This is a genomic window from Variovorax stachyos (assembly GCF_051400855.1).
Taxonomy (GTDB): Bacteria; Pseudomonadota; Gammaproteobacteria; order Burkholderiales; family Burkholderiaceae_C; genus Variovorax.
Genome location: NZ_JBLFFN010000001.1, coordinates 339,888 through 358,690, shown reverse-complemented (window position 1 = coordinate 358,690; position 18,803 = coordinate 339,888). Strand labels below are relative to the sequence as shown.

The window sequence follows — 18,803 nt, the reverse complement described above, 5'->3', positions numbered from 1 at the left end:
CTCGACGAAGCGATCCCACCCCGCCCATGGAACTGACACCGCGCGAAAAAGACAAGCTCCTGATCTTCACCGCCGCCCTGCTGGCAGAGCGGCGCCGCGCACGCGGGCTCAAGCTCAACTACCCCGAGGCCGTGGCACTGATCTCGGCCGCCGTGATGGAAGGCGCGCGCGACGGCAAGACCGTGGCCGCGCTGATGAGCGAGGGCCGCAGCATCCTGTCGCGCGCCGACGTGATGGAGGGCGTGGCCGAGATGATCCCGGACATCCAGGTCGAGGCCACCTTCCCCGATGGCACCAAGCTGGTCACGGTCCACCAACCCATCGTCTGAACAACAGCACAGCAAGAGCACACCATGAACACGCGCCTTCTTCGCCAAGCCCCCCTGCTCCTGATCGCCGCGCTGCCGCTGGCCGCGGCCGCCCACACCGGCGCCGATGCCGGCCTGCACCACGGCTTGGCCAGCGGCTTCCTGCATCCGCTGACCGGGCTGGACCACCTGGCCGCGATGGTGGCGGTGGGGCTGTGGAGCGCGCTCACCGCGCGCCGTGCCTGGCCCGACCTGCTGTGGGCGCCGCTGGGCTTTGCGCTGATGCTGCTGGCCGGCGCGGTGCTGGGCCTGGCGGGCGTCGCGCTGCCGGCGGTGGAGCCCATGATCGCCGCGTCGCTGCTGGTGCTGGGGCTGCTCGTCTTTAGGCAGCGCCGCCTGCCGGCATTTGCCGCCGCGGCGCTGGTCGGCGTGTTCGCGGTGTTCCATGGCGTCGCGCACGGGCAGGAACTGGCCGGCGAATCGGGCGCCGCGCTGACGCTCGCCGGCATGCTGGCCGCGACGGTGCTGCTGCATGCCGCGGGCATTGCGGCCGGCTGGGCACTGCGGCGCGGTCATCGCTGGATGCCGCAGGTCGCCGGCGCGGCGGTCGCGGTGTTCGGCATCGCATTGCTCGGCGGCATCGCATGAGCCCCGCCCGGCCGCCCGAAGGGGCTCGCCCCCTCCTTCAGGAGGGGGTGCGCGCAGTACACGAAGTGACAAGCCTGGGGGAGGTCCGCCAATGATCCCCGGCGAACTCATCACCGACGAGGGCGACCATGCCCTCAACCCCGGCCGCCGCGCGCTGACGCTGGTGGTGCGCAACGCGGCCGACCGGCCGATCCAGGTCGGCTCCCACTACCACTTCGCCGAGACCAACGGCGCGCTGGACTTCGACCGCGAGGCCGCGCGCGGCATGCGGCTGAACATCGCCTCGGGCACTGCGGTGCGCTTCGAGCCGGGCCAGCAGCGCACGGTCGAGCTGGTGGACTTCGCCGGCGACCGGGTGGTCTACGGCTTTCGCGGACTGGTTCAAGGAAAGCTCTGAGCATGGCAACGATCGGGCGGCGTGCCTACGCCGAAATCTTCGGGCCCACGGTGGGCGACCGCGTGCGGCTGGCCGACACCGACCTGGTGATCGAGGTGGAAGAGGACTACACACTGCGCGCCGGCGGCTACGGCGAGGAAGTCAAGTTCGGCGGCGGCAAGACCATCCGCGACGGCATGGCCCAATCGCAGCGCTCGCGCGCCGAGGGCGTGGTCGACACCGTCATGACCAATGCGCTGATCCTCGACCACTGGGGCATCGTCAAGGCCGACATCGGCCTGAAGGGCGGGCGCATCGTCGCCATCGGCAAGGCCGGCAACCCCGACGTGCAGCCGGGCGTGGACATCATCATCGGCCCGGGCACGGAAGTCATCAGCTGCGAAGGCAACATCGTCACCGCCGGCGGCATCGACAGCCACATCCACTTCATCTGCCCGCAGCAGATCGAAGAGGCCCTGGCCTCGGGCGTCACCACCATGCTGGGCGGCGGCACCGGGCCGGCCACCGGAACCTTCGCGACCACCGCGACGCCGGGTCCCTGGCATATCGAGCGCATGCTGCAGGCGGCGGACGCCTTTCCGATGAACCTCGGCTTCCTCGGCAAGGGCAATGCGAGCCTGCCGGCGGCGCTGCACGAGCAGATCGACGCCGGCGTGATCGGCCTCAAGCTGCACGAGGACTGGGGCACCACGCCGTCGGCGATCAGCAACTGCCTGGACGTGGCCGATGCCACCGACACGCAGGTGGCGATCCACAGCGACACGCTGAACGAGTCGGGCTTCGTCGAGAACACGATCGCGGCGGTGAAGGGCCGGGGCATCTGCGCCTTCCACACCGAGGGCGCGGGCGGCGGCCATGCGCCCGACATCCTGCGCGTGGTGGGCGAGGCGAACTTCCTGCCCTCCTCCACCAACCCGACGATGCCCTACACCGTGAACACGCTCGACGAGCACGTCGACATGCTGATGGTGTGCCACCACCTCGACCCCGGCATCCCCGAGGACCTGGCCTTCGCCGAGAGCCGCATCCGCAAGGAGACCATCGCGGCCGAGGACATCCTGCACGACCTGGGCGCGATCAGCATGTTCAGCTCCGACAGCCAGGCCATGGGGCGGGTGGGCGAGGTGATCATCCGCTGCTGGCAGACCGCGCACAAGATGAAGGCCCAGCGCGGCAAGCTGCCCGAGGACGGCAGCCGCAACGACAACGCGCGCGCCAGGCGCTACGTGGCCAAGTACACGATCAACCCCGCCATCGCGCACGGCATCTCGCACGAGGTGGGCAGCATCGAGGTCGGCAAGTGGGCCGACCTGGTGGTGTGGAAGCCGGCCTTCTTCGGCATCAAGCCATTCACCATCCTGAAGGGCGGCAGCATCGCGATGGCCGCGATGGGCGACCCGAATGCTTCGATCCCGACGCCGCAGCCGGTGCACTACCGGCCGATGTTCGGCGCCTTCGGCGGCGCGCTGGCCAGGAGCTCGCTGACCTTCGTCTCGCAGGCCGGGCTGGCGGCGGGCATCGGCCAGCGCTACGGGCTGGCCAAGACCCTGAGCGCGGTGAAGAAGGTCCGCGGCGTGCGCAAGCAGGACATGGTGCACAACGGCTACACGCCGAAGATGGAGATCGATGCGCAGACCTACGCGGTACGGGCCGACGGACAGTTGCTCACCTGCGATCCGGCGGTGGTGCTGCCGATGGCGCAGCGGTATTTTCTGTTCTGAATGTCAGATCTCGTACGAGCGGAGGTGATCGCGAATCCATTGCGCAAGCGCCTCTTCTTCCAATTGACCAGCCGCCAGCGCAAGCATCGTCAAGACGCATGCCTCGTCCGAGGCACTGAGCTCCCACCCGTTCAGGTCGAGAAATACCTCCATCGCCACGAAGGCAGTTCTCTTGTTGCCGTCGATGAACGGATGATTGCGGGCGATACCGAATGCATAGCTCGCAGCGAGTTCGGCCACATCGGGAGATTCGTACATCGCACGGTTCTGAGGACGCGCCAATGCGGAGACCAGCAAGCTCTCATCACGGACGCCGGGCGGTCCGCCGTGCTCAACCAATTGCTCTTCGTGAGCCGCACGAACCAGCTTGATGCTCAGCCACGTCCACGGCTCCTTGGCCGCCGTCACTTGGCCAGCTCACGCAGAACGTTGCGCCGCTTCTTCATGATCCGACGCGCGGCTTCCATCTGCCGTTCAAACTCGTCGTCGTACGGAGTGAGGTTGAACCCTCCGTTGGCAGCCTCCGTCAAGTACACCGTGTCCCCCTTGCCCACGTTCATCTTCGCGAGGACTTCCTTGGGCAAGATGACACCGACAGAGTTGCCGATCTGGGTTAGCTTGAGGGCGGACATGAGACTCTCACTCGGACGGAGTTATAACGACCGTTATATTATCTACCCAGCATTCGACCCGCAATCCCACATGCTCACAGCCAACAAACTCATGCCCCAGGGCGGCGGCCTCGCGCCGGTGCTGCTCAGGCGCGCCGCCACCGTCGAACTCGATTGGGACGTGCGCCAGAAAAGCCGCTTCGACGCCACCGACTCGCAAGGCCGCCAGCTCGGCGTGTTCCTGCCCCGCGGCACGCTGGTGCGCGGCGGGGATGTGCTCGTCGCGGAAGACGGTTCGTTGATCAAGGTGACCGCGGCGAAGCAGCCGGTGCTGGTCATCACGCATTGCCGCGAGCACGGCACGCCCTTCGACCTGATGCGCGCGGCCTACCACCTGGGCAACCGGCACGTGCCCATCGAGCTCAAGCCCGACCACCTGAAGATCGAGCCCGACCACGTGCTGGCCGGCATGCTGCGCTCGATGCACCTGATCGTGCGCGAGGCCGAAGAGGCTTTCGAGCCCGAAGGCGGCGCCTATGGGACGCAGGGCCACTCGCACGGCGCCGCGCCCGTGGGCCCGGTGCTGCATCCGGATGCCTATGCCGCGGCGCCCGCGAACGATCACGGCCACGATCATCACGACCACTCGCACGATCACGCGCATGGCCACGGCCACTCGCACTGATGGCTGACCCGCCGGGCTCCCTGCCCGCGGCCAGCCTGCTGCAGCTGATCTGGCTGGCCTCGCCGGCCCTGCCGGTGGGCGGCTTCTCCTACTCCGAAGGCCTGGAGGCGGCGATCGAATGGGCCGGCGTCGGCAACGAGGAGGCAGCGGCCGCCTGGCTGGCCGACCAGCTCCACCTGAGCCTGGCGCGCAGCGATTTGGCCGTGGTCGCGCAGGCCGTCGGCGCCTGGCGCAACGGCGATCTCGCGCGCATCCGCGACCTCAACGACTGGGTGTTCCAGACCCGCGAATCGGCCGAGTTCCGGCTGCAGACCGAGCAGATGGGCCGCTCCTTCGTCGAATGGCTCAAGCTGAGGCACGCCGATGCCGCGGCCGTCTTCGACACCTTGCCCGCAAGCTACCCGATCGCGTTCGCCTTCGCGGCCAGCCGGACCGAAGCGCCGGTGCGGGACGCCTGCCTGGCCTTTGCCTTCGGCTGGGCCGAGAACATGGCGGCTGCCGCAGTCAAGGCCGTGCCGCTGGGCCAGAGCGCGGGCCAGCGCATCCTCGGGCGCCTGGCCGCCGAGATTCCCGCGGCAGTGGACCGGGCCCTCGCGCTGGCGGATGATGAGCGCCAAGCCTTCTCTCCCATGCTCGCCGTGCTCTCCGCGCGCCACGAAACGCAATACTCACGTCTTTTCAGAAGCTGATCCGAACCGCCCCCATGAGCTCCGCCCTGCACCACATCCCCCATCGCACCAAGAGACTGCCGCCGCTGCGCGTGGGCATCGGCGGCCCGGTCGGCTCCGGCAAGACCACCCTGCTCGAGATGCTCTGCAAGGCAATGCGCGACAAGTACGACCTGATCGCCATCACCAACGACATCTACACCAAGGAAGACCAGCGCCTGCTGACGGTGGCCGGTGCGCTGCCGGCCGAGCGCATCATGGGCGTGGAGACCGGCGGCTGTCCGCACACGGCGATCCGCGAGGACGCCTCGATCAACCTCGAGGCCATCGACCGCATGCTGGCCGAGTTTCCCGATGCGGACGTGGTCTTCGTCGAAAGCGGCGGCGACAACCTGGCCGCCACCTTCAGCCCCGAGCTCAGCGACCTCACGATCTACGTGATCGACGTCGCGGCCGGCGAGAAGATCCCGCGCAAGGGCGGCCCCGGCATCACCAAGAGCGACCTGTTCGTGATCAACAAGACCGACCTCGCGCCCCATGTGGGTGCAGACCTCGGCGTGATGGAAGCCGACACCAGGCGCATGCGCAAGCAGCGGCCCTTCGTCATGACCAACCTGAAGACGAAGGACGGCCTGGCCGAGGTCGTCTCCTTCATCGAGGACCGCGGGATGCTGGCCGAGCATTGAAACGGGCGACCACTTCAACGGTCCTCGCGGACGGTGCCCGCCCACAGTTGCTCGGGGCACATCAAGCACTGCGAATGTGAGATACGTCACAGCTTGTTGGTCCCATAGACCATCTGGCGTATTTTTTGCGGGAGCGGAAAAACCGATACTGCCATAACGAATACCAAAGTTCCTATGGCCTCTGAAGCAATCTTCCTTCCTGCGGCTGGCAGCGTCCAGTTCGCCATCTACCCCGACGGGTACGACGGGGCCCGGATCATCGCCCGCATCGACGAAGAGGCACTGCACGCCCGCTTCCACGCGCCCTACAGCGAATCGGAACTGGTGCGCACCTACGACCGGAACGCCGATTCCATCGACGCCCTGGCCACCGCCCGCTACCGCGAGAACCCTCGGGCGGAGATCTGCCTGCGGAGCACGGATTTCCAGACGAGCGGGTACTAGGCGGGGCCACGGCCGAACGCGCCTGAGCCTGCGTCTGGACGCGGCGTGGTGAATCGCGCTTCAATTGCGTTCTTCAAAAAAGGACGCATCCCTTCACCATGCCCCAGCACATCGGAATCGTCGGCTGCTCCGCCGAAGGCGCGGCCCTGTGCTACCGCACGATCTGCGCCGAAGGCGCACAGCTTCTGGGACCGCATGCCCATCCGGAGGTCTCGATGCACACGCCCTCGCTGGCCGGGTACGTGGACTGCCTCGACCGCGGCGACCTCGAAGGCGTCGGCGAGTTGATGTTGGACTCGGCAATCAAGCTGGCGCGGATCGGCGCCGATTTCCTGGTCTGTCCCGACAACACGATCCACCAGGCCCTGCCCTTGATCGGGGCACGTTCGCCGCTGCCATGGCTGCACATCGCCGAGGTCGTGGCAGGTGAAGCCGTCGCGCGCGGCTTCCGCCGCCTGGGCCTGACGGGCACGCGTTGGCTGGTGGACAGCGAGGTCTACCCCACGGCGCTCGAGGCACGCGGCCTGGCCTGCGTGCGCCCGACCGAAGCGGAGCGCGACGACACGCACCGCATCATCATGGACGAGCTGGTCTACGGCCGTTTCGAGAAGCGCAGCGTGGCACGCTTTCAGCAGGTCATCGGCCGGATGAAGGACGAAGGCTGCGAAGCCGTCATCCTAGGCTGCACCGAGATCCCCTTGATCATCGGCGATGCGAATTCGCCGCTGCCCACCTTCGACTCCACGCGCCTGCTGGCGCGGGCCGCGCTGCGGCGCGCGGTGGAGTGAGCGCGTCCGCATCGCAGGCCCCTCGGCCTTCCGGGAGCGACAGCATGGTGGCCGCGCTGCAGCTGGTGCGCAATGGCCGGCTTCCTCACGCCTCTTCGTACCAGGTGTCCCTGTCCAGCATCACGCGGTGGTGGCCCTGCCCCGCGGGAATCATGGGGAAGCAGTTCTCCTGCGCGGCCACCTGTACGTCGAGGAAGAAGGGGCCGGGGCAGGCCAGGCATTCGGCCAGTGCATCGTGCAGTTCGGCCGGATCGCCCACGCGCCGCGCGCCCCAGCCGAAGGCCCGGGCGAGCGCGACGAAGTCGGGCAGCGCCTCGTTCCAGCTGTGGCTCAACCGGTTGCCGTGGCTGAGCTCCTGCCACTGGCGCACCATCCCCATGTAGCCGTTGTTGCAGAGCACCAGCTTGACCGGCGCACGATGCTGCACGGCGGTCGACAGCTCCTGGATGTTCATCAGCACCGAGGCATCGCCGCTCACGCAGACCGTGAGCGCCTCGGGGTGCGCGATCTGCGCGCCAATCGCGGCAGGCAGGCCGTAGCCCATGGTGCCGGCGCCGCCCGAGGTCAGCCAGCGGCGCGGGCGCTCGAAACGCAGGTATTGCGCGGCCCACATCTGGTGCTGGCCCACATCGGTGGAGACGATGGCATCGCGGCCCGAGAGCGCCTGTTGCAGCGAAACCATCAACTGCTGCGGCAGGATCGTGTCGGCACGCGGCGCGAAGTCCAGGCAGCGCCGCGCACGCCAGCCCTCGATGCGCCGCCACCAGGGCGCGAGGCGCTCGGGCGCCAATCCGTCGAGCGCGGGCATGGCGAGCAGCGCGTCCAGCACTGCGCCGCAGTCCCCGACCATCGGCACGTCGACCTTGACAACCTTGTCGATGCTCGCGGGATCGATGTCGATGTGGATCTTGCGCGCCTGCGGGCAGAACTCGGCCAGCTTGCCGGTCACGCGGTCGTCGAAGCGGGCGCCGACGCAGAGCACCAGGTCGGCTTCGTGCATGGCCAGGTTGGCCTGCAGCGTGCCGTGCATCCCCAGCATGCCGAGGAAGCGCGGGTCGGAGGCCGGGAAGGCGCCCAGGCCCATCAGCGTCAGCGTGCAAGGCGCGTCGAGGCGGCGCGCCAGCGTCGTGAAAGCGTCGCAGGCCGCCGGCCCGGCATTGACCAGCCCGCCGCCGCCGTAGAGCACCGGCCGGCGCGCGGTGGACAGCAGGTCGGCAGCGCGCGCCAGGCTGGTTCGCGGCAGCCGGGCATCGGCGCCGCTGCGGTATCGACGCGCAGTCGCGACGTCGACGGCCTCGTGGCCGAGCAGCGCCTGCTGCACGTCCTTGGGCACATCGAGCAGCACCGGCCCAGGCCGGCCGCTGGCGGCGATTTCCAGCGCGAGGCGAACGCGGGAGGGGATCTCCTCCGCCGTGCGCAGTTGGTGGTTCCATTTGGTGACCGGCCGCGACATGCCCAGCGCATCGCTTTCCTGAAAGGCATCGGTGCCGATCACCGCGGTCGCGACCTGCCCGCTGATGCACAGGATCGGCACCGAATCGCTGATCGCATCGAGCAGTCCCGTCATCGTGTTGCCGACGCCGGGCCCCGAGGTGACGAGCACCACGCCGACCCGGCCGGTGCTGCGAGCGTAGCCCTCCGCTGCATGCACGGCGGCCTGCTCGTGCCGCACCAGCACATGGCGCAGCCGCGGCTCGCCGAAGAGCGCGTCGTAGAGGGGCAGCGCCGCGCCGCCGGGGTAGCCGAAGATCGTGTCGACACCGCATTCGACGAGCGTCTGGAGCACGGCCTGAGCGCCGTTGCGCAGGGAGAGAAGCGCCGGCGTGGGAACAAGGGTTTGCATGCGTCGATTCTTCCGCCTTTGGTTCAGAATGTGCTTCGTTTGTTTGAAGCATTCGGCGGTTTTATTGAATACCAATCGTAAAAAGACGGGCAACAACGAAGAACTTTTTGACAGGATCGACATGGCGATTCTGCGCGTGCTGCTGCATGACTCGCGCAAGACGCTGCAGGAGATCGGGGCCGAGGTCGGCCTGGCGGCCACCAGTTGCTGGAGCCGCATCAAGAAGTTGGAAGCCAGCGGCGTGATCAAGCGCTATACGGTGGATGTCGACGCGGCCAAGCTGGGCTACCAGGACTCGGTGATCGTGCAGCTCACGCTGGAGAGCCACAGCGACGAGACGCTGTATGAGTTCGGCCGCGTGCTGGCCAGCATCCCGGAGGTCCAGGAGGCTTACCTGGTGTCGGGCGACTACGACTACTACATCCGCATCGCCGTGCGCGACACGCGCGACTACGAGCGGTTGCTGCGCGAGAAGCTCTACAAGATTCCTGGCATACGACACAGCCAGTCGCACTTCGTGCTGCGCGTGCTCAAGGAAGCGAGCGCGCCCCTGATTTGAGCACCGGCACATGCTGGCGCCGAACCGCATCCGGGAATGCGGTTCGCGCCAGGACAGGCGGCTGAATCAACTGGGCTGGAGCGGCGCTTCCGGGGCCTGCGGGCCTTTCGCGGGCCCCTGCTGTTGCTGTTGCTGCGGGTGCTGCGGCGCGCCGACTGCGGCCAGGCCGCGCCTTGCAATGCCCTTGACCAGGTGCCGCGGAAGGTGATGTGCCTTGGCGAGCAGGGCCAAGGCTTCGCTGCGCGCCGGCTCGCAGGCCGGCAGCAACTTCTGCAATGAACTCATCGTGGTCGTCCTTGCGCCGGAAAAACGGAAACCCTGGCTCTGCGTCGTGGCGCCGCAGGCTTTTCATCGCGGAAAGGAGGGCGGTCCCGGCACGACCGCGGCGCATTATGCGCACGCCGATCGCCGGTGCGCCAGCCAATAGGCCTGCTGCCGGCAGTCTCTTTGGGGACCGCGCCACGGCATGAACGAGCCCTGCAACAAAAAGCCCTGGCTGTCGCCAACCAGGGCAAAAAAGGTCGGTGGTCGACCTTGGAGAATCGATGGTGCGTTGGGTTCTCGGAGCTGCCCCAAGGTTCCCGATTCTCGACAGATCGGGACGGGTTGATACCGTACGTTTTCTGACACTTGTTTCATCCTGGAGCGACGCTGATCCCGCCTCACAGAGAGGGTGGCTTCACGTGCTCGGGTGGGGTACGCGCGGTAGGGCCGATCACGCCAGGGCCGTGGCCTCCATCTCGACCTTGAATCCGAAGTGCAGCGGCCCGGTCGGGACGACGGCCCTCGCAGGACGGGAGGGTCCGGCCCACCGCTCGTAGATCCCGTCGAACACCAACCAGTTGGCGATGTCGTCGAGATAGACCCGGACCTGCAGCAGCTTGTCGATGCCCGAACCTGCCGCCAGCAAGGCAGCCTGCACGTTCGCCAGCGTCTGGACCGCCTGCTCTTCGAAACCCGCATCGATCAGGCGCTCGCCACCCGGCGTGATGGGCAACTGCCCGGCGATGAACACCAAACCACTGCCCACGGCAGCATGGCTGTAGTGGCCGCCCGGCTTGGCCAGCGCGGGCACCGCGACATGGACGGGACCGGACATGCGCATCGGTGGACCCGCGTTCTCACCAGCCATGGAAACGCTCCCAGGTTTGCACCGTTCCGTCCGCGGCCAGCGCCTCATAGGCAGGAAACTGTGCGCCGGTGGCGCAGGCATGGTTGGGCAGTATCCGCAGCCGGGTTCCCGTCGGGAAGCGCGCCACGATGTCCGCGTCCGCAGAGCCCTCTCGCGACAGGATGCCGTGCTCCTGGTTGGCTGCCGACAGCAGGTAGCCCTCTAGCGGCACCCCGTCAACGGTGCACACCTGGCCATAGCCGTAGTCGCGCTGCTGCTTGGCGGTGCCCCGGTCGCGGCTCATGGCCATCCAGCCGGCGTCGACGATGGCCCAGCCCTTTTCGGCCTGGTGTCCGATGACGGTGGTGAGCACGCTCAGCGCAATGTCTTCGGTGCTGCAGACGCCCACGTTGCGCATCACCAGGTCGAAGAACACATAGACCCCGGCACGCAGTTCGGTGACGCCTTCCAGCGACGCGGCTTCCAGCGCAGTGGGGGTGGAGCCAACCGACACGATGGGGCACGGCAGGCCCGCTGCGCGCAGACGTTGCGCGGCCAGCACGCAGCCGGCGCGTTCCTGCTCGGCGAGGGCGGCAAGCGCCTCGGGCGTGTGCAGTTCGTAGCTGGAGCCTGCATGCGTCAGCACGCCCGCCAGACGCATGCCGCCCTCGTGCAACACGCGGCCGACTTCGAGCAGGACGTCCTCGGCCGGCTTGAGGCCGGAGCGGTGGCCGTCGGTGTCGACCTCGATCAGCACCTCGAAAGCGTGGCCGTGCTCACGGCCGTATTCGGCGATGGCCCGTGCGCCCTCGACGCTGTCGGTCAGGATCTGCAGCGCACAGCCGCGCTGGCGCAGGTCCAGTGCATGGGCGAGCCGGTGCGGCGCCATGCCCACGGCATAAAGGATGTCGGTCACGCCGTGGCCAAAGAACTGATCGGCCTCTTTCAGCGTCGACACCGTGATGCCCGCCGCGCCCGCCGCGAGCTGGGCGGCGACAACATTGGCACATTTCGTGGTCTTCACATGCGGGCGAAAGCGCACGCCCAGCGCGTCGGCCCGCTGCTGCATGCGTGCGATGTTCTGTTGCATGCGCTGCAGCGACACGATGGCTGCGGGAGTGTCGATGCTGGCGAGGTTCTTGGGCTTGTTCTGCATGTTGCTCATTCGAGTCAGTCCAGGTATTCGCCCTTGGCCTTGAGGGCCGGCACGTCGTCGCGAATACCGCGCGCGATGAGCGCGGCGACCGCCGCGGGCGTTGCATCGGCAGGCGCAGGCAGCTCGACACCCAAGCCCTCCATCTGCTTGCGCAGAGCCGGATCGGCGACCGCCTGCTGCAGCGCGCTCGTCAATTTTGCGAGCACGGGCTGCGGCGTGCCACGTGGGGCGAAAAAGGCGTTCCAGGAACGCACATCCAGGGGATGACCTGCCTCCATTGCGGTGCCTGCACCAGGCAGCTGCGGCAGGCGCGCGCCCGACAGTACCGCGATGGCCTTGATGCGCCCACCTGCGATCTGCGGCAGCGCGGTGGTGGTCTGGTCGCACATGAAATCGGTCTGGCCGCCCATCAGGTCGTTGACGGCAGGTGCGACGCCCTTGTAGGGCACGTGCGTGGGGTTCTGGGCCATGGAAGACAGCAACAGCACACAGCCGTAGTGCGATATGGACCCTACCCCGGCGCTGCCGTAGGACGCCTTGTCCTTGTTCTTCGCCAGCCAGGCGCCGAACTCACGCAGGTTGCCGGCCGGCAGGTCGGTGCGGGCCAGCAGCAGCATCGGTGCTGCGCCTGCCGGGCCGATGGGCGCGAAATCGGAGACCGGGTCATAGGCCAGCTTCTTGTAGAGGGCGACATTGGCGACATGCGTACCGATGCCCCCGAACGAGATGGTGTAGCCATCGGCGGCGGCCTTGGTGGCCTTGCTCAAGCCGATGACGCCATTGGCGCCGCCAAGGTTCTCGATCACGATGGGCTGGCCCAGGGCCGCGGCCATCTTTTGTGCGACGGCGCGAGCCAACGCGTCGCTTGGACCGCCCGCCGGAAAAGGAACGATCAGGGTGACGGGGCGGCTCGGAAACGCCTGGGCGATGGCGCCGGGCGCGGCAAACAAGCTGGCACAGAGGGCGGCAAGGCCGGCGGCCAGGCGAAGCAAGCGGATCATGGGAAGGTCCTGGAGTGCTGGGGTTGAATCAGGACGCGGCCGGCTGGAAGTCGCGCAGCCATGGCAGCACGCCATCGAGCGTGGGCGACTCGACCTCCGCCAACGGCGCCCCCTCGGGCCGAGCCAGGCCGACGCGGTTGTGCCAGTAGGTGCGCAGGCCGACGCTGGCGGTGCCGAACATGTCGTAGCCGGAACCGGCAACGAATACTGTCTCGCCCGGCTGCACGTCCAGTCGCTCCAAGGCAAGCCGGTAAGGCCTGGGATGGGGCTTGTAGAAGCCCGCATCCTCGGAGGTCACGACCACATCCCAGTCGATTCCGAGGCGTTCAGCGGCGCGTTGGCCAAGGCGCCGCGAGCAGTTGGTCACCACGGCCAGCTTGCAGTGGGGTTTGAGCGCCTGCAGCAGCTCGATGGCGCCGCTCCAGGCGGGCAGCTCGTCCCAATGGTCGTCCAACGCCTGCGGTGCGCCAGCGGGCAGCCCCACGGTCGCGGCGGCCTGCCGCACCAGGTTTTCGTATGGCACGTAAGCGCCGCAGCCATAAGTGAGCCGCAGGTATTCGGCACGCCAGGTACGGCCCATCTGCTCGCAGCCCGCGGCCGCGTTCCAGACCGTCCACGAATCGAGCAGCGCAGTGAGCAGGTCGAACAGCACGGCCCGGGGATAGCGCCCGGCTGTGGCGATGGGAGTCGAAGTGTTGTGCATGGCGATCACTTTAGGCGTGCCAGAGCTTGTTCGTGCTTCACTCTTGGGTCATCAATAGTTAAGCTGCACTGAATGATGCAGATAGAAGACCTTCGCCTGGCTGCTGCGCTGCTGCGCGAGAGCTCGCTCAGCGCTGCTGCGCGCTCGCTCGGTGTCACACCGCCCGCCCTGTCGATGCGCTTGCGCAAACTCGAGGCCTCACTGGGTCTGGTGCTGGCCAACCGCACTTCGCGCAAGCTGCACCTGACTTCGGAAGGTGAACGATTCGGACGGGAGGCCTATGAGCTGCTGCTGAAGTTCGACGGCCTGCGCGAATCTTTGCAGCGCGACGACCAACGCTTGACCGGAACATTGCGGGTGGCAGCGTCCTTCGGTTATGGCCGCACGCACGTCGCGCCCTTGCTGTCTCGTTTCTCTCGCCTGCATCCGGCCCTGCGGCTGCAGCTCGACTTGCGCGAGACTCCGTGGCCCGACAAGCATGACTCCGACGCCGTGGTGCACGTGGGCTCGGTGCGCGACTCGTCGTGGGTGGGCCATACGCTCGCTTCCAACGAGCGGTGGCTGTGCGCAAGCCCCGGCTACCTGCGTGAGCACGGCACTCCCCACAACCCGGCGGACCTGGCCTACCACGCCTGCATCTGCATCCGCGAGAACGACGAGGACGTGACGCTGTGGCACATGCGGCCTGCGGGGAGCAGCGCCCGCAAGAGCGAGACGCTGCGCATCAATCCGGCGTTCGTCACCAACGACGGCAGCGTGGCACGCCAGTGGGCCGAGGATGGGTTGGGTATCGTGCTGCGCTCTCAATGGGACGCGGCAGAGGCGCTGGCCGCGGGCCGCCTCGAGCGGGTGATGGCGGACTGGGGGTTTGGCGCCGCCCCCGTGGTGGTGCTAGTGCCCACGCGCAAGGGACGCAGTGCGCGAGTACAGGCGCTGGTCAGTTTCCTGGTCGAAGCGGCGGGGGCATCACGGTAATCACACTGGCGCGTTGACAGCCCGGCAAAGCATCAGAACCAGATGGTGCTGCTCCAGACCGTTCGGCTGGTCGACCGCAGGTGGATCGTTCTGGCGGAGAGTGTGAGATTCGAACTCACGGACGGTTGCCCGTCGGCAGTTTTCAAGACTGCTGGTTTAAACCACTCACCCAACTCTCCGGGAAGCCGGCAATTTTAGCCGCTGGCTTCGTCCGGGCCACCGCGCTCGACAGCGGCGGGCGCGGGCAGCCAGCCGCGCAGCACCAGATCCACCACGCCTTCGGCCCAGGCGCGGCGCTCCTCGGGGCCGGCCAGCGGCTTGGAGATGAAGAAGCGCACCCCGCCGAAGGCCAGCGTCGAGAGCTGCACCGCGGCCAGCTCGGGATCGGGCACGTGCAGCTTGCCGCTCCGGTTCGCCTCGGCCAGGTATTCGACCACCGGGGCGAGCACATAGCTGTTCTCGGCGTAGAGCGACTTCGCGAGCTCCGGGAAGCGCACGGCCTCGGCGATCACCAGGCGCAGCAGGGCCAGCGTCTGGGGTTCGGTGGCGCCCAGGTACATGCGCTCGACGAGGTCGAGCAGCACCTGTCTTTCATCGGCATCGGAGCGCACGAGCGTGGATTGCATCGTCTCGCGGGCGCTGCTCACCGCGCGGTGAACGACCTCGCGGAACAAAGCCTCCTTGTTCTCGAACTGGCGGTAGATGGTGATCTTGGCGACGCCGGCATCGCGCGCGATGGCCTCGATGCTGGTGGCGGCGTAGCCGTGCTCGAGGAAGGATTTGAGCGCAGCGCCTAGGAAGGCTTCGCGCAGCGCGGCGGCCTGCTCCGGGCTGGGTCGTCCACGGGAACGACGCTTGATGACTTCTTCTTCCGGCAAGGTTCGGGTCGGCATGGCAGCGCTGGTTGTCTCAGCTCTCGGGAAGGAAGATGGCCTGCAGGTCACTCAGGAAGTCCAGGCCGCGGGCGGTGGGCCAGACGCGGGCGAGGTCGCGTTCGATCAGGCCCTTGCGCTCGGCTTCTTCGAGCCCGCGCTGGATGGCGGTGATGGCCAGGCCGGTGCGCTCGCCGAACTGCGCCAGCGTGAAGCCGTCCTTCAGGCGCAGGGCATTGAGCATGAACTCGAAGGGCAGCTCGGCGATGCCGACTTCGTCGCTCTGCGCGACTGCGCGGGCGGCGAGCGCGTTCTCCATGTAGAGGCGCGGCTCGCGAAATCGGACCTGCCGCACGATGCGGTGCGCAAAGCTCAGCTTGCTGTGGGCGCCGGCGCCAATGCCGAGATAGTCGCCGAACTGCCAGTAGTTGAGGTTGTGCGCGCAGCGGTGGCCGGGGCGCGCGTAGGCGGAGATCTCGTAGCGTTCCAGCCCGCGCTGCGCGGTGCGCTCGCTGATGCGGTCGAGCATGGCGTAGGCCAGGTCGTCCTCCGGCACCGTCGGCGGGAATTTGGCGAAGTAGGTGTTGGGCTCGATCGTGAGGTGGTAGACCGAAAGATGCGGCGGCGCGAGCGCGAGCGCCTGGGCCAGGTCGGCGTCGAGCTCGTCGGGCGTCTGGCCCGGCAGGGCGTACATGAGGTCGAGGTTGAAGGTGTCGAAGGCCTGCGCCGCCTCCTCGACCGCCGCGATGGCCTGGGCGCGGTCATGCACCCGGCCGAGCGCTGTCAGATGCGCATCGTTGAAGCTCTGCACGCCCACCGACAGGCGGGTGACGCCGGCGGCGCGGTAGCCGCGGAAGCGGTTGCGCTCGAAGGTGCCGGGATTGGCCTCCAGCGTGATCTCGCACTCGGGCGTCAGCTTGAGCCGCGCCCGCAGGTCGCCGAGCAGGCGGTCGATGGCCGCCGGCGAGAACAGGCTGGGGGTGCCGCCGCCGATGAAGATGCTGTGCACGCTGCGGCCCCAGACCAGCGGCAAGGCCGCGTCGAGATCTGCGATCAGCGCGTCCAGGTAGCGCTGCTCGGGCAGCGGCGCCTCGACGCCATCGCCGCGCCACTCGTGCGAGTTGAAGTCGCAGTAGGGGCACTTGCGCAGGCACCAGGGCAGGTGCACGTAGAGCGAGAGCGGCGGCAGCGCCGACAGCTGGAGGGCGCCGGGGCGCATCCAGTGCAGCACGTCGTTTGCACGCTCCGCGTCACCGCTGCGCGGCTGCGCGCGGTCGTCGGCGATCGGGATGGCAAGGCTCACAGCCAGCGCTCCCGCATCAGGGCCAGCATGGCGCGCGCCGCCTGGCCGCGATGGCTGTGGGCGTTCTTCAGCTCGGACGGCAGCTGGGCGAAGGTCTTGCCGACTTGCGGCAGCCACATCACGGGGTCGAAGCCGAAACCGTTCGCGCCGATCGGCTCGCGCGTGATCTGGCCCGCTGCGCGGCCGACCGCGATCAGCGGCTCGGGGTCCTCGGGGCTGCGCAGTGCCACGAGCGTGCTGACGAGCGCGGCGCGGCGATCGTCGATCCCGGCCATCTGCTCGAGCAGCGCGCGAACGTTGTTGGCGTCGCCCTTCTCGTAGCCGAAGCGCGTGGCGTAGTAGGCGGTGGCCACGCCGGGCAGCCCGCCGAACGCCTCGACGCAAAGGCCGGCATCGTCGGCAATCGCCGGCAGGCCGGTGGCCGCCGCGGCATGCCGAGCCTTGGCCAGCGCGTTCTCGACGAAGGTGAGGAAGGGCTCCTCGGCCTCGCCGACGCCCAGCTCCGCCTGGCGCACGAGCTCCACGCCGAGCGGCGCGAACAGCTGCTGCAGCTCGGCGAGCTTGCCGGCGTTGTTGGAGGCCAGGACCAGTTTCATCGGCAATCCGCGGATCGCGCCGTTGCCAGTCAGCCGGCCAGCGCCTGCGCCTGCAGCGCGGTCAGCTCGGCGATGCCCTTCTCGGCGAGCAGCAGCAGCGCATTCATCTCGTTGCGCGAGAAGGCGGCTCCTTCGGCCGTGCCCTGCACTTCCACGAAATGCCCGGCGCCGGTCATCACCACGTTCATGTCGGTGTCGCAGGCAGCATCTTCGATGTACTCTAGATCGAGCAGGGGCGTGCCTTGCACGATGCCGACGGACACCGCGGCGACGTGGCTCCGGATCGGCGAGGCCGCGAGGGCGCCGGCCGCCACCAGCTTGTTGACCGCATCCTGCGCCGCCACGAAGGCGCCCGTGATGGCCGCAGTGCGCGTGCCGCCGTCGGCCTGGAGCACGTCGCAGTCGAGATGAATGGTGCGCTCGCCGAGGGCGGCGAGGTCGAAGACGGCGCGCATCGAGCGGCCGATGAGGCGCTGGATCTCCTGCGTGCGGCCACTCTGCTTGCCGCGCGCGGCCTCGCGGTCGCTGCGGGTGTGGGTGGCGCGGGGGAGCATGCCGTACTCGGCCGTGACCCAGCCCTCGCCGCTGCCGCGCTTGTGCGGCGGCACTTTTTCTTCCACCGAAGCGGTGCAGAGCACGCGCGTCTGGCCGAACTCGATCAGCACCGAACCTTCGGCATGGATGGTGAAACCGCGCGTGATGCGCACCGGACGCAGCTGGTCAGCGGCGCGGTCGCCGCTTCGTACGAAAACTGTCATTTCAATCCAGGAAAAAGAGAACGGATCAGGGCTTGCGCGCGGCAGAGGACCGCTTGATGGCTTCGTTGATCTCGGCGATCGAACGCTCGATGGCATCCTCGTCGAGATCGTCGAGCTCGCTGTCGGAGGGCATGCCCGCCTGAATGGTGGAGGCGAAGACGCCATCGCTGATGCTGTCGGTGGATACGCCGCGGGTCTGGCCCGTCGCATCGGGCGTTTCCCATTCGAGCGCGATCAACGTGACGTTGTCGCTGTGGGCACCACCGTTGCGCAAGGCCATTTCGGCGAGATCGGGCGCGGCGTCGGACACGGGCTTGCCGGAAGACAGCATGCGCACGATCAGGCCCTCGTCCAGCACGCTCCACAGGCCGTCGGAGCACAGCATGATGCGATCGCCCCGTTGCAGCTGCAGCGGGGCGGAGATGTCGAACAGGGGCGTGGTCGGCGACCCGAGGCAGGTCAGCAGCAGGTTGCGGTTGACGATTTCGGCGCCGGTCGCCCCGCCGGTGCGCGGCCGCTCGGCGTGGGAGTGATCGCGCGTGCGCGTCAGCAGCTCGCCGTCGCGAATCACGTAGAGCCGGGAATCTCCGCAATGGATCCAGGTCGCGGTAGTGCCTTGCAGGACCGCCGCCACCACCGTCGTGCGGGGCGTGTCGAGCATGCCCTTGTTGCCCGCGTAGCGCATGATCTGCTGGTGCGCGGCCATCACCGAAGCCGTGAGGAAGGCCTTCACGTCCTTCACCATCGGCCGCGCCTCGCGCTGGTACAGCGCAGCGATGGTTTGCAGCGCCAACTGGGCAGCCACTTCGCCTTCGGGATGTCCACCCATGCCGTCGGCCAGCACGAACAGGCCCGATTCCCGCGTGTAGCAGTAGCCCATGCGGTCTTCGTTCTTGAGACGGCCGCCCTTGCGGCTGACCTGGAAGACAGAGAATTTCACAGCGCGCGCCTGGCGAAGTAAACAACGTGG

General features: G+C 67.9%; 24 protein-coding genes and 1 tRNA gene. 11 read left to right on the top strand and 14 right to left on the bottom strand.

Annotation, left to right across the window (positions count from 1 at the left end; translation table 11 throughout):
- Positions 1 to 26 precede the first annotated feature (26 nt).
- From ACMGEZ_RS01790 to ureC, 4 genes are all read left to right on the top strand, one after another.
- The gene (locus tag ACMGEZ_RS01790) at positions 27 to 329 is read left to right on the top strand and encodes an urease subunit gamma (protein ID WP_068681614.1); all 303 of its coding nucleotides are present in this window, start codon (positions 27 to 29) and stop codon (positions 327 to 329) included.
- Positions 330 to 353: 24 nt separating this feature from the next.
- Entirely contained in the window at positions 354 to 956 is a 603-nt protein-coding gene (locus ACMGEZ_RS01785; RefSeq protein WP_436820521.1) for a HupE/UreJ family protein, read from the top strand.
- Between the two features lie 91 nt (positions 957 to 1,047).
- Complete coding sequence (locus tag ACMGEZ_RS01780; protein ID WP_162588277.1) at positions 1,048 to 1,353, top strand: urease subunit beta; 306 nt, start codon at positions 1,048 to 1,050, stop codon at positions 1,351 to 1,353.
- 2 nt (positions 1,354 to 1,355) lie between these two features.
- Positions 1,356 to 3,074, top strand: a complete 1,719-nt coding sequence (ureC, locus tag ACMGEZ_RS01775; RefSeq protein WP_436820520.1) for an urease subunit alpha — start codon at positions 1,356 to 1,358, stop codon at positions 3,072 to 3,074.
- A gap of 3 nt (positions 3,075 to 3,077) precedes the next feature.
- Here ureC and ACMGEZ_RS01770 read toward each other — a convergent pair whose 3' ends face one another.
- Both ACMGEZ_RS01770 and ACMGEZ_RS01765 read right to left on the bottom strand, forming a co-directional pair.
- Positions 3,078 to 3,482, bottom strand: a complete 405-nt coding sequence (locus tag ACMGEZ_RS01770) for a type II toxin-antitoxin system death-on-curing family toxin (RefSeq protein ID WP_436820519.1) — start codon at positions 3,480 to 3,482, stop codon at positions 3,078 to 3,080.
- Complete coding sequence (locus ACMGEZ_RS01765; RefSeq protein ID WP_436820518.1) at positions 3,479 to 3,706, bottom strand: AbrB/MazE/SpoVT family DNA-binding domain-containing protein; 228 nt, start codon at positions 3,704 to 3,706, stop codon at positions 3,479 to 3,481. Before ACMGEZ_RS01765 ends, ACMGEZ_RS01770 begins: the two co-directional genes overlap by 4 nt.
- Before the next feature lie 70 nt (positions 3,707 to 3,776).
- On the opposite strand from ACMGEZ_RS01765, the gene ureE reads away from it, so the two are divergent.
- The 5 genes from ureE to ACMGEZ_RS01740 all read left to right on the top strand — a co-directional run bounded on the left by ureE (position 3,777) and on the right by ACMGEZ_RS01740 (position 6,956).
- A complete protein-coding gene (ureE, locus tag ACMGEZ_RS01760; RefSeq protein WP_436820517.1) occupies positions 3,777 to 4,370 on the top strand; it encodes an urease accessory protein UreE in 594 nt (197 codons plus the stop codon).
- A complete protein-coding gene (locus tag ACMGEZ_RS01755; protein WP_436820516.1) occupies positions 4,370 to 5,059 on the top strand; it encodes an urease accessory protein UreF in 690 nt (229 codons plus the stop codon). Before ureE ends, ACMGEZ_RS01755 begins: the two co-directional genes overlap by 1 nt.
- A 14-nt stretch (positions 5,060 to 5,073) precedes the next feature.
- Positions 5,074 to 5,724 (top strand): urease accessory protein UreG, encoded by a 651-nt coding sequence (ureG, locus tag ACMGEZ_RS01750; protein WP_436820515.1) that lies wholly within the window; start codon positions 5,074 to 5,076, stop codon positions 5,722 to 5,724.
- A gap of 174 nt (positions 5,725 to 5,898) precedes the next feature.
- Positions 5,899 to 6,168: a hypothetical protein gene (locus ACMGEZ_RS01745; protein ID WP_436820514.1), complete on the top strand. Its 270-nt coding sequence runs from the start codon at positions 5,899 to 5,901 to the stop codon at positions 6,166 to 6,168.
- 98 nt (positions 6,169 to 6,266) lie between these two features.
- Positions 6,267 to 6,956 carry an aspartate/glutamate racemase family protein gene (locus ACMGEZ_RS01740; protein WP_436820513.1) on the top strand — a complete coding sequence of 230 codons (690 nt, stop codon included), beginning with the start codon at positions 6,267 to 6,269 and terminating at the stop codon, positions 6,954 to 6,956.
- An 85-nt stretch (positions 6,957 to 7,041) separates the two neighbouring features.
- Here the strand turns inward: ACMGEZ_RS01740 and ilvB are convergent, their stop codons facing one another.
- Entirely contained in the window at positions 7,042 to 8,799 is a 1,758-nt protein-coding gene (ilvB, locus tag ACMGEZ_RS01735; protein ID WP_436820512.1) for a biosynthetic-type acetolactate synthase large subunit, read from the bottom strand.
- 121 nt (positions 8,800 to 8,920) lie between these two features.
- Between ilvB and ACMGEZ_RS01730 the strand changes: the two genes are divergently transcribed.
- Complete coding sequence (locus ACMGEZ_RS01730) at positions 8,921 to 9,358, top strand: Lrp/AsnC family transcriptional regulator (protein WP_436820511.1); 438 nt, start codon at positions 8,921 to 8,923, stop codon at positions 9,356 to 9,358.
- Positions 9,359 to 9,424: 66 nt separating this feature from the next.
- Here ACMGEZ_RS01730 and ACMGEZ_RS01725 read toward each other — a convergent pair whose 3' ends face one another.
- The 5 genes from ACMGEZ_RS01725 to ACMGEZ_RS01705 form a co-directional block, all read right to left on the bottom strand.
- Positions 9,425 to 9,643, bottom strand: coding sequence for a hypothetical protein (locus ACMGEZ_RS01725; protein ID WP_436820510.1), 219 nt, complete (start codon positions 9,641 to 9,643; stop codon positions 9,425 to 9,427).
- 430 nt (positions 9,644 to 10,073) lie between these two features.
- Entirely contained in the window at positions 10,074 to 10,490 is a 417-nt protein-coding gene (locus tag ACMGEZ_RS01720) for a RidA family protein (protein WP_436820509.1), read from the bottom strand.
- Positions 10,480 to 11,634: a DSD1 family PLP-dependent enzyme gene (locus ACMGEZ_RS01715; protein ID WP_436820508.1), complete on the bottom strand. Its 1,155-nt coding sequence runs from the start codon at positions 11,632 to 11,634 to the stop codon at positions 10,480 to 10,482. The genes ACMGEZ_RS01720 and ACMGEZ_RS01715 overlap by 11 nt, the downstream gene beginning before the upstream one ends.
- A gap of 5 nt (positions 11,635 to 11,639) precedes the next feature.
- A complete protein-coding gene (locus tag ACMGEZ_RS01710; RefSeq protein ID WP_436820507.1) occupies positions 11,640 to 12,626 on the bottom strand; it encodes a tripartite tricarboxylate transporter substrate-binding protein in 987 nt (328 codons plus the stop codon).
- Between the two features lie 28 nt (positions 12,627 to 12,654).
- Positions 12,655 to 13,329 (bottom strand): HAD family hydrolase, encoded by a 675-nt coding sequence (locus ACMGEZ_RS01705; protein WP_436820506.1) that lies wholly within the window; start codon positions 13,327 to 13,329, stop codon positions 12,655 to 12,657.
- Between the two features lie 72 nt (positions 13,330 to 13,401).
- Between ACMGEZ_RS01705 and ACMGEZ_RS01700 the strand changes: the two genes are divergently transcribed.
- Positions 13,402 to 14,304 carry a LysR family transcriptional regulator gene (locus ACMGEZ_RS01700; RefSeq protein WP_436820505.1) on the top strand — a complete coding sequence of 301 codons (903 nt, stop codon included), beginning with the start codon at positions 13,402 to 13,404 and terminating at the stop codon, positions 14,302 to 14,304.
- Positions 14,305 to 14,395: 91 nt separating this feature from the next.
- On the opposite strand, the gene ACMGEZ_RS01695 is transcribed toward ACMGEZ_RS01700, so the two are convergent.
- The 6 genes from ACMGEZ_RS01695 to ACMGEZ_RS01670 all read right to left on the bottom strand — a co-directional run bounded on the left by ACMGEZ_RS01695 (position 14,396) and on the right by ACMGEZ_RS01670 (position 18,773).
- Positions 14,396 to 14,483 (bottom strand) — tRNA-Ser (locus ACMGEZ_RS01695).
- A 15-nt stretch (positions 14,484 to 14,498) separates the two neighbouring features.
- Positions 14,499 to 15,197 (bottom strand): TetR/AcrR family transcriptional regulator, encoded by a 699-nt coding sequence (locus tag ACMGEZ_RS01690; protein WP_436820504.1) that lies wholly within the window; start codon positions 15,195 to 15,197, stop codon positions 14,499 to 14,501.
- Positions 15,198 to 15,213: 16 nt separating this feature from the next.
- Positions 15,214 to 16,395 (bottom strand): radical SAM family heme chaperone HemW, encoded by a 1,182-nt coding sequence (gene hemW, locus ACMGEZ_RS01685; protein WP_436820807.1) that lies wholly within the window; start codon positions 16,393 to 16,395, stop codon positions 15,214 to 15,216.
- Between the two features lie 80 nt (positions 16,396 to 16,475).
- Positions 16,476 to 17,075, bottom strand: a complete 600-nt coding sequence (gene rdgB, locus ACMGEZ_RS01680) for an RdgB/HAM1 family non-canonical purine NTP pyrophosphatase (protein ID WP_436820503.1) — start codon at positions 17,073 to 17,075, stop codon at positions 16,476 to 16,478.
- Between the two features lie 29 nt (positions 17,076 to 17,104).
- Complete coding sequence (gene rph, locus ACMGEZ_RS01675; RefSeq protein WP_436820502.1) at positions 17,105 to 17,833, bottom strand: ribonuclease PH; 729 nt, start codon at positions 17,831 to 17,833, stop codon at positions 17,105 to 17,107.
- A gap of 25 nt (positions 17,834 to 17,858) precedes the next feature.
- Positions 17,859 to 18,773, bottom strand: coding sequence for a PP2C family protein-serine/threonine phosphatase (locus ACMGEZ_RS01670; RefSeq protein WP_436820501.1), 915 nt, complete (start codon positions 18,771 to 18,773; stop codon positions 17,859 to 17,861).
- Positions 18,774 to 18,803 lie beyond the last annotated feature (30 nt).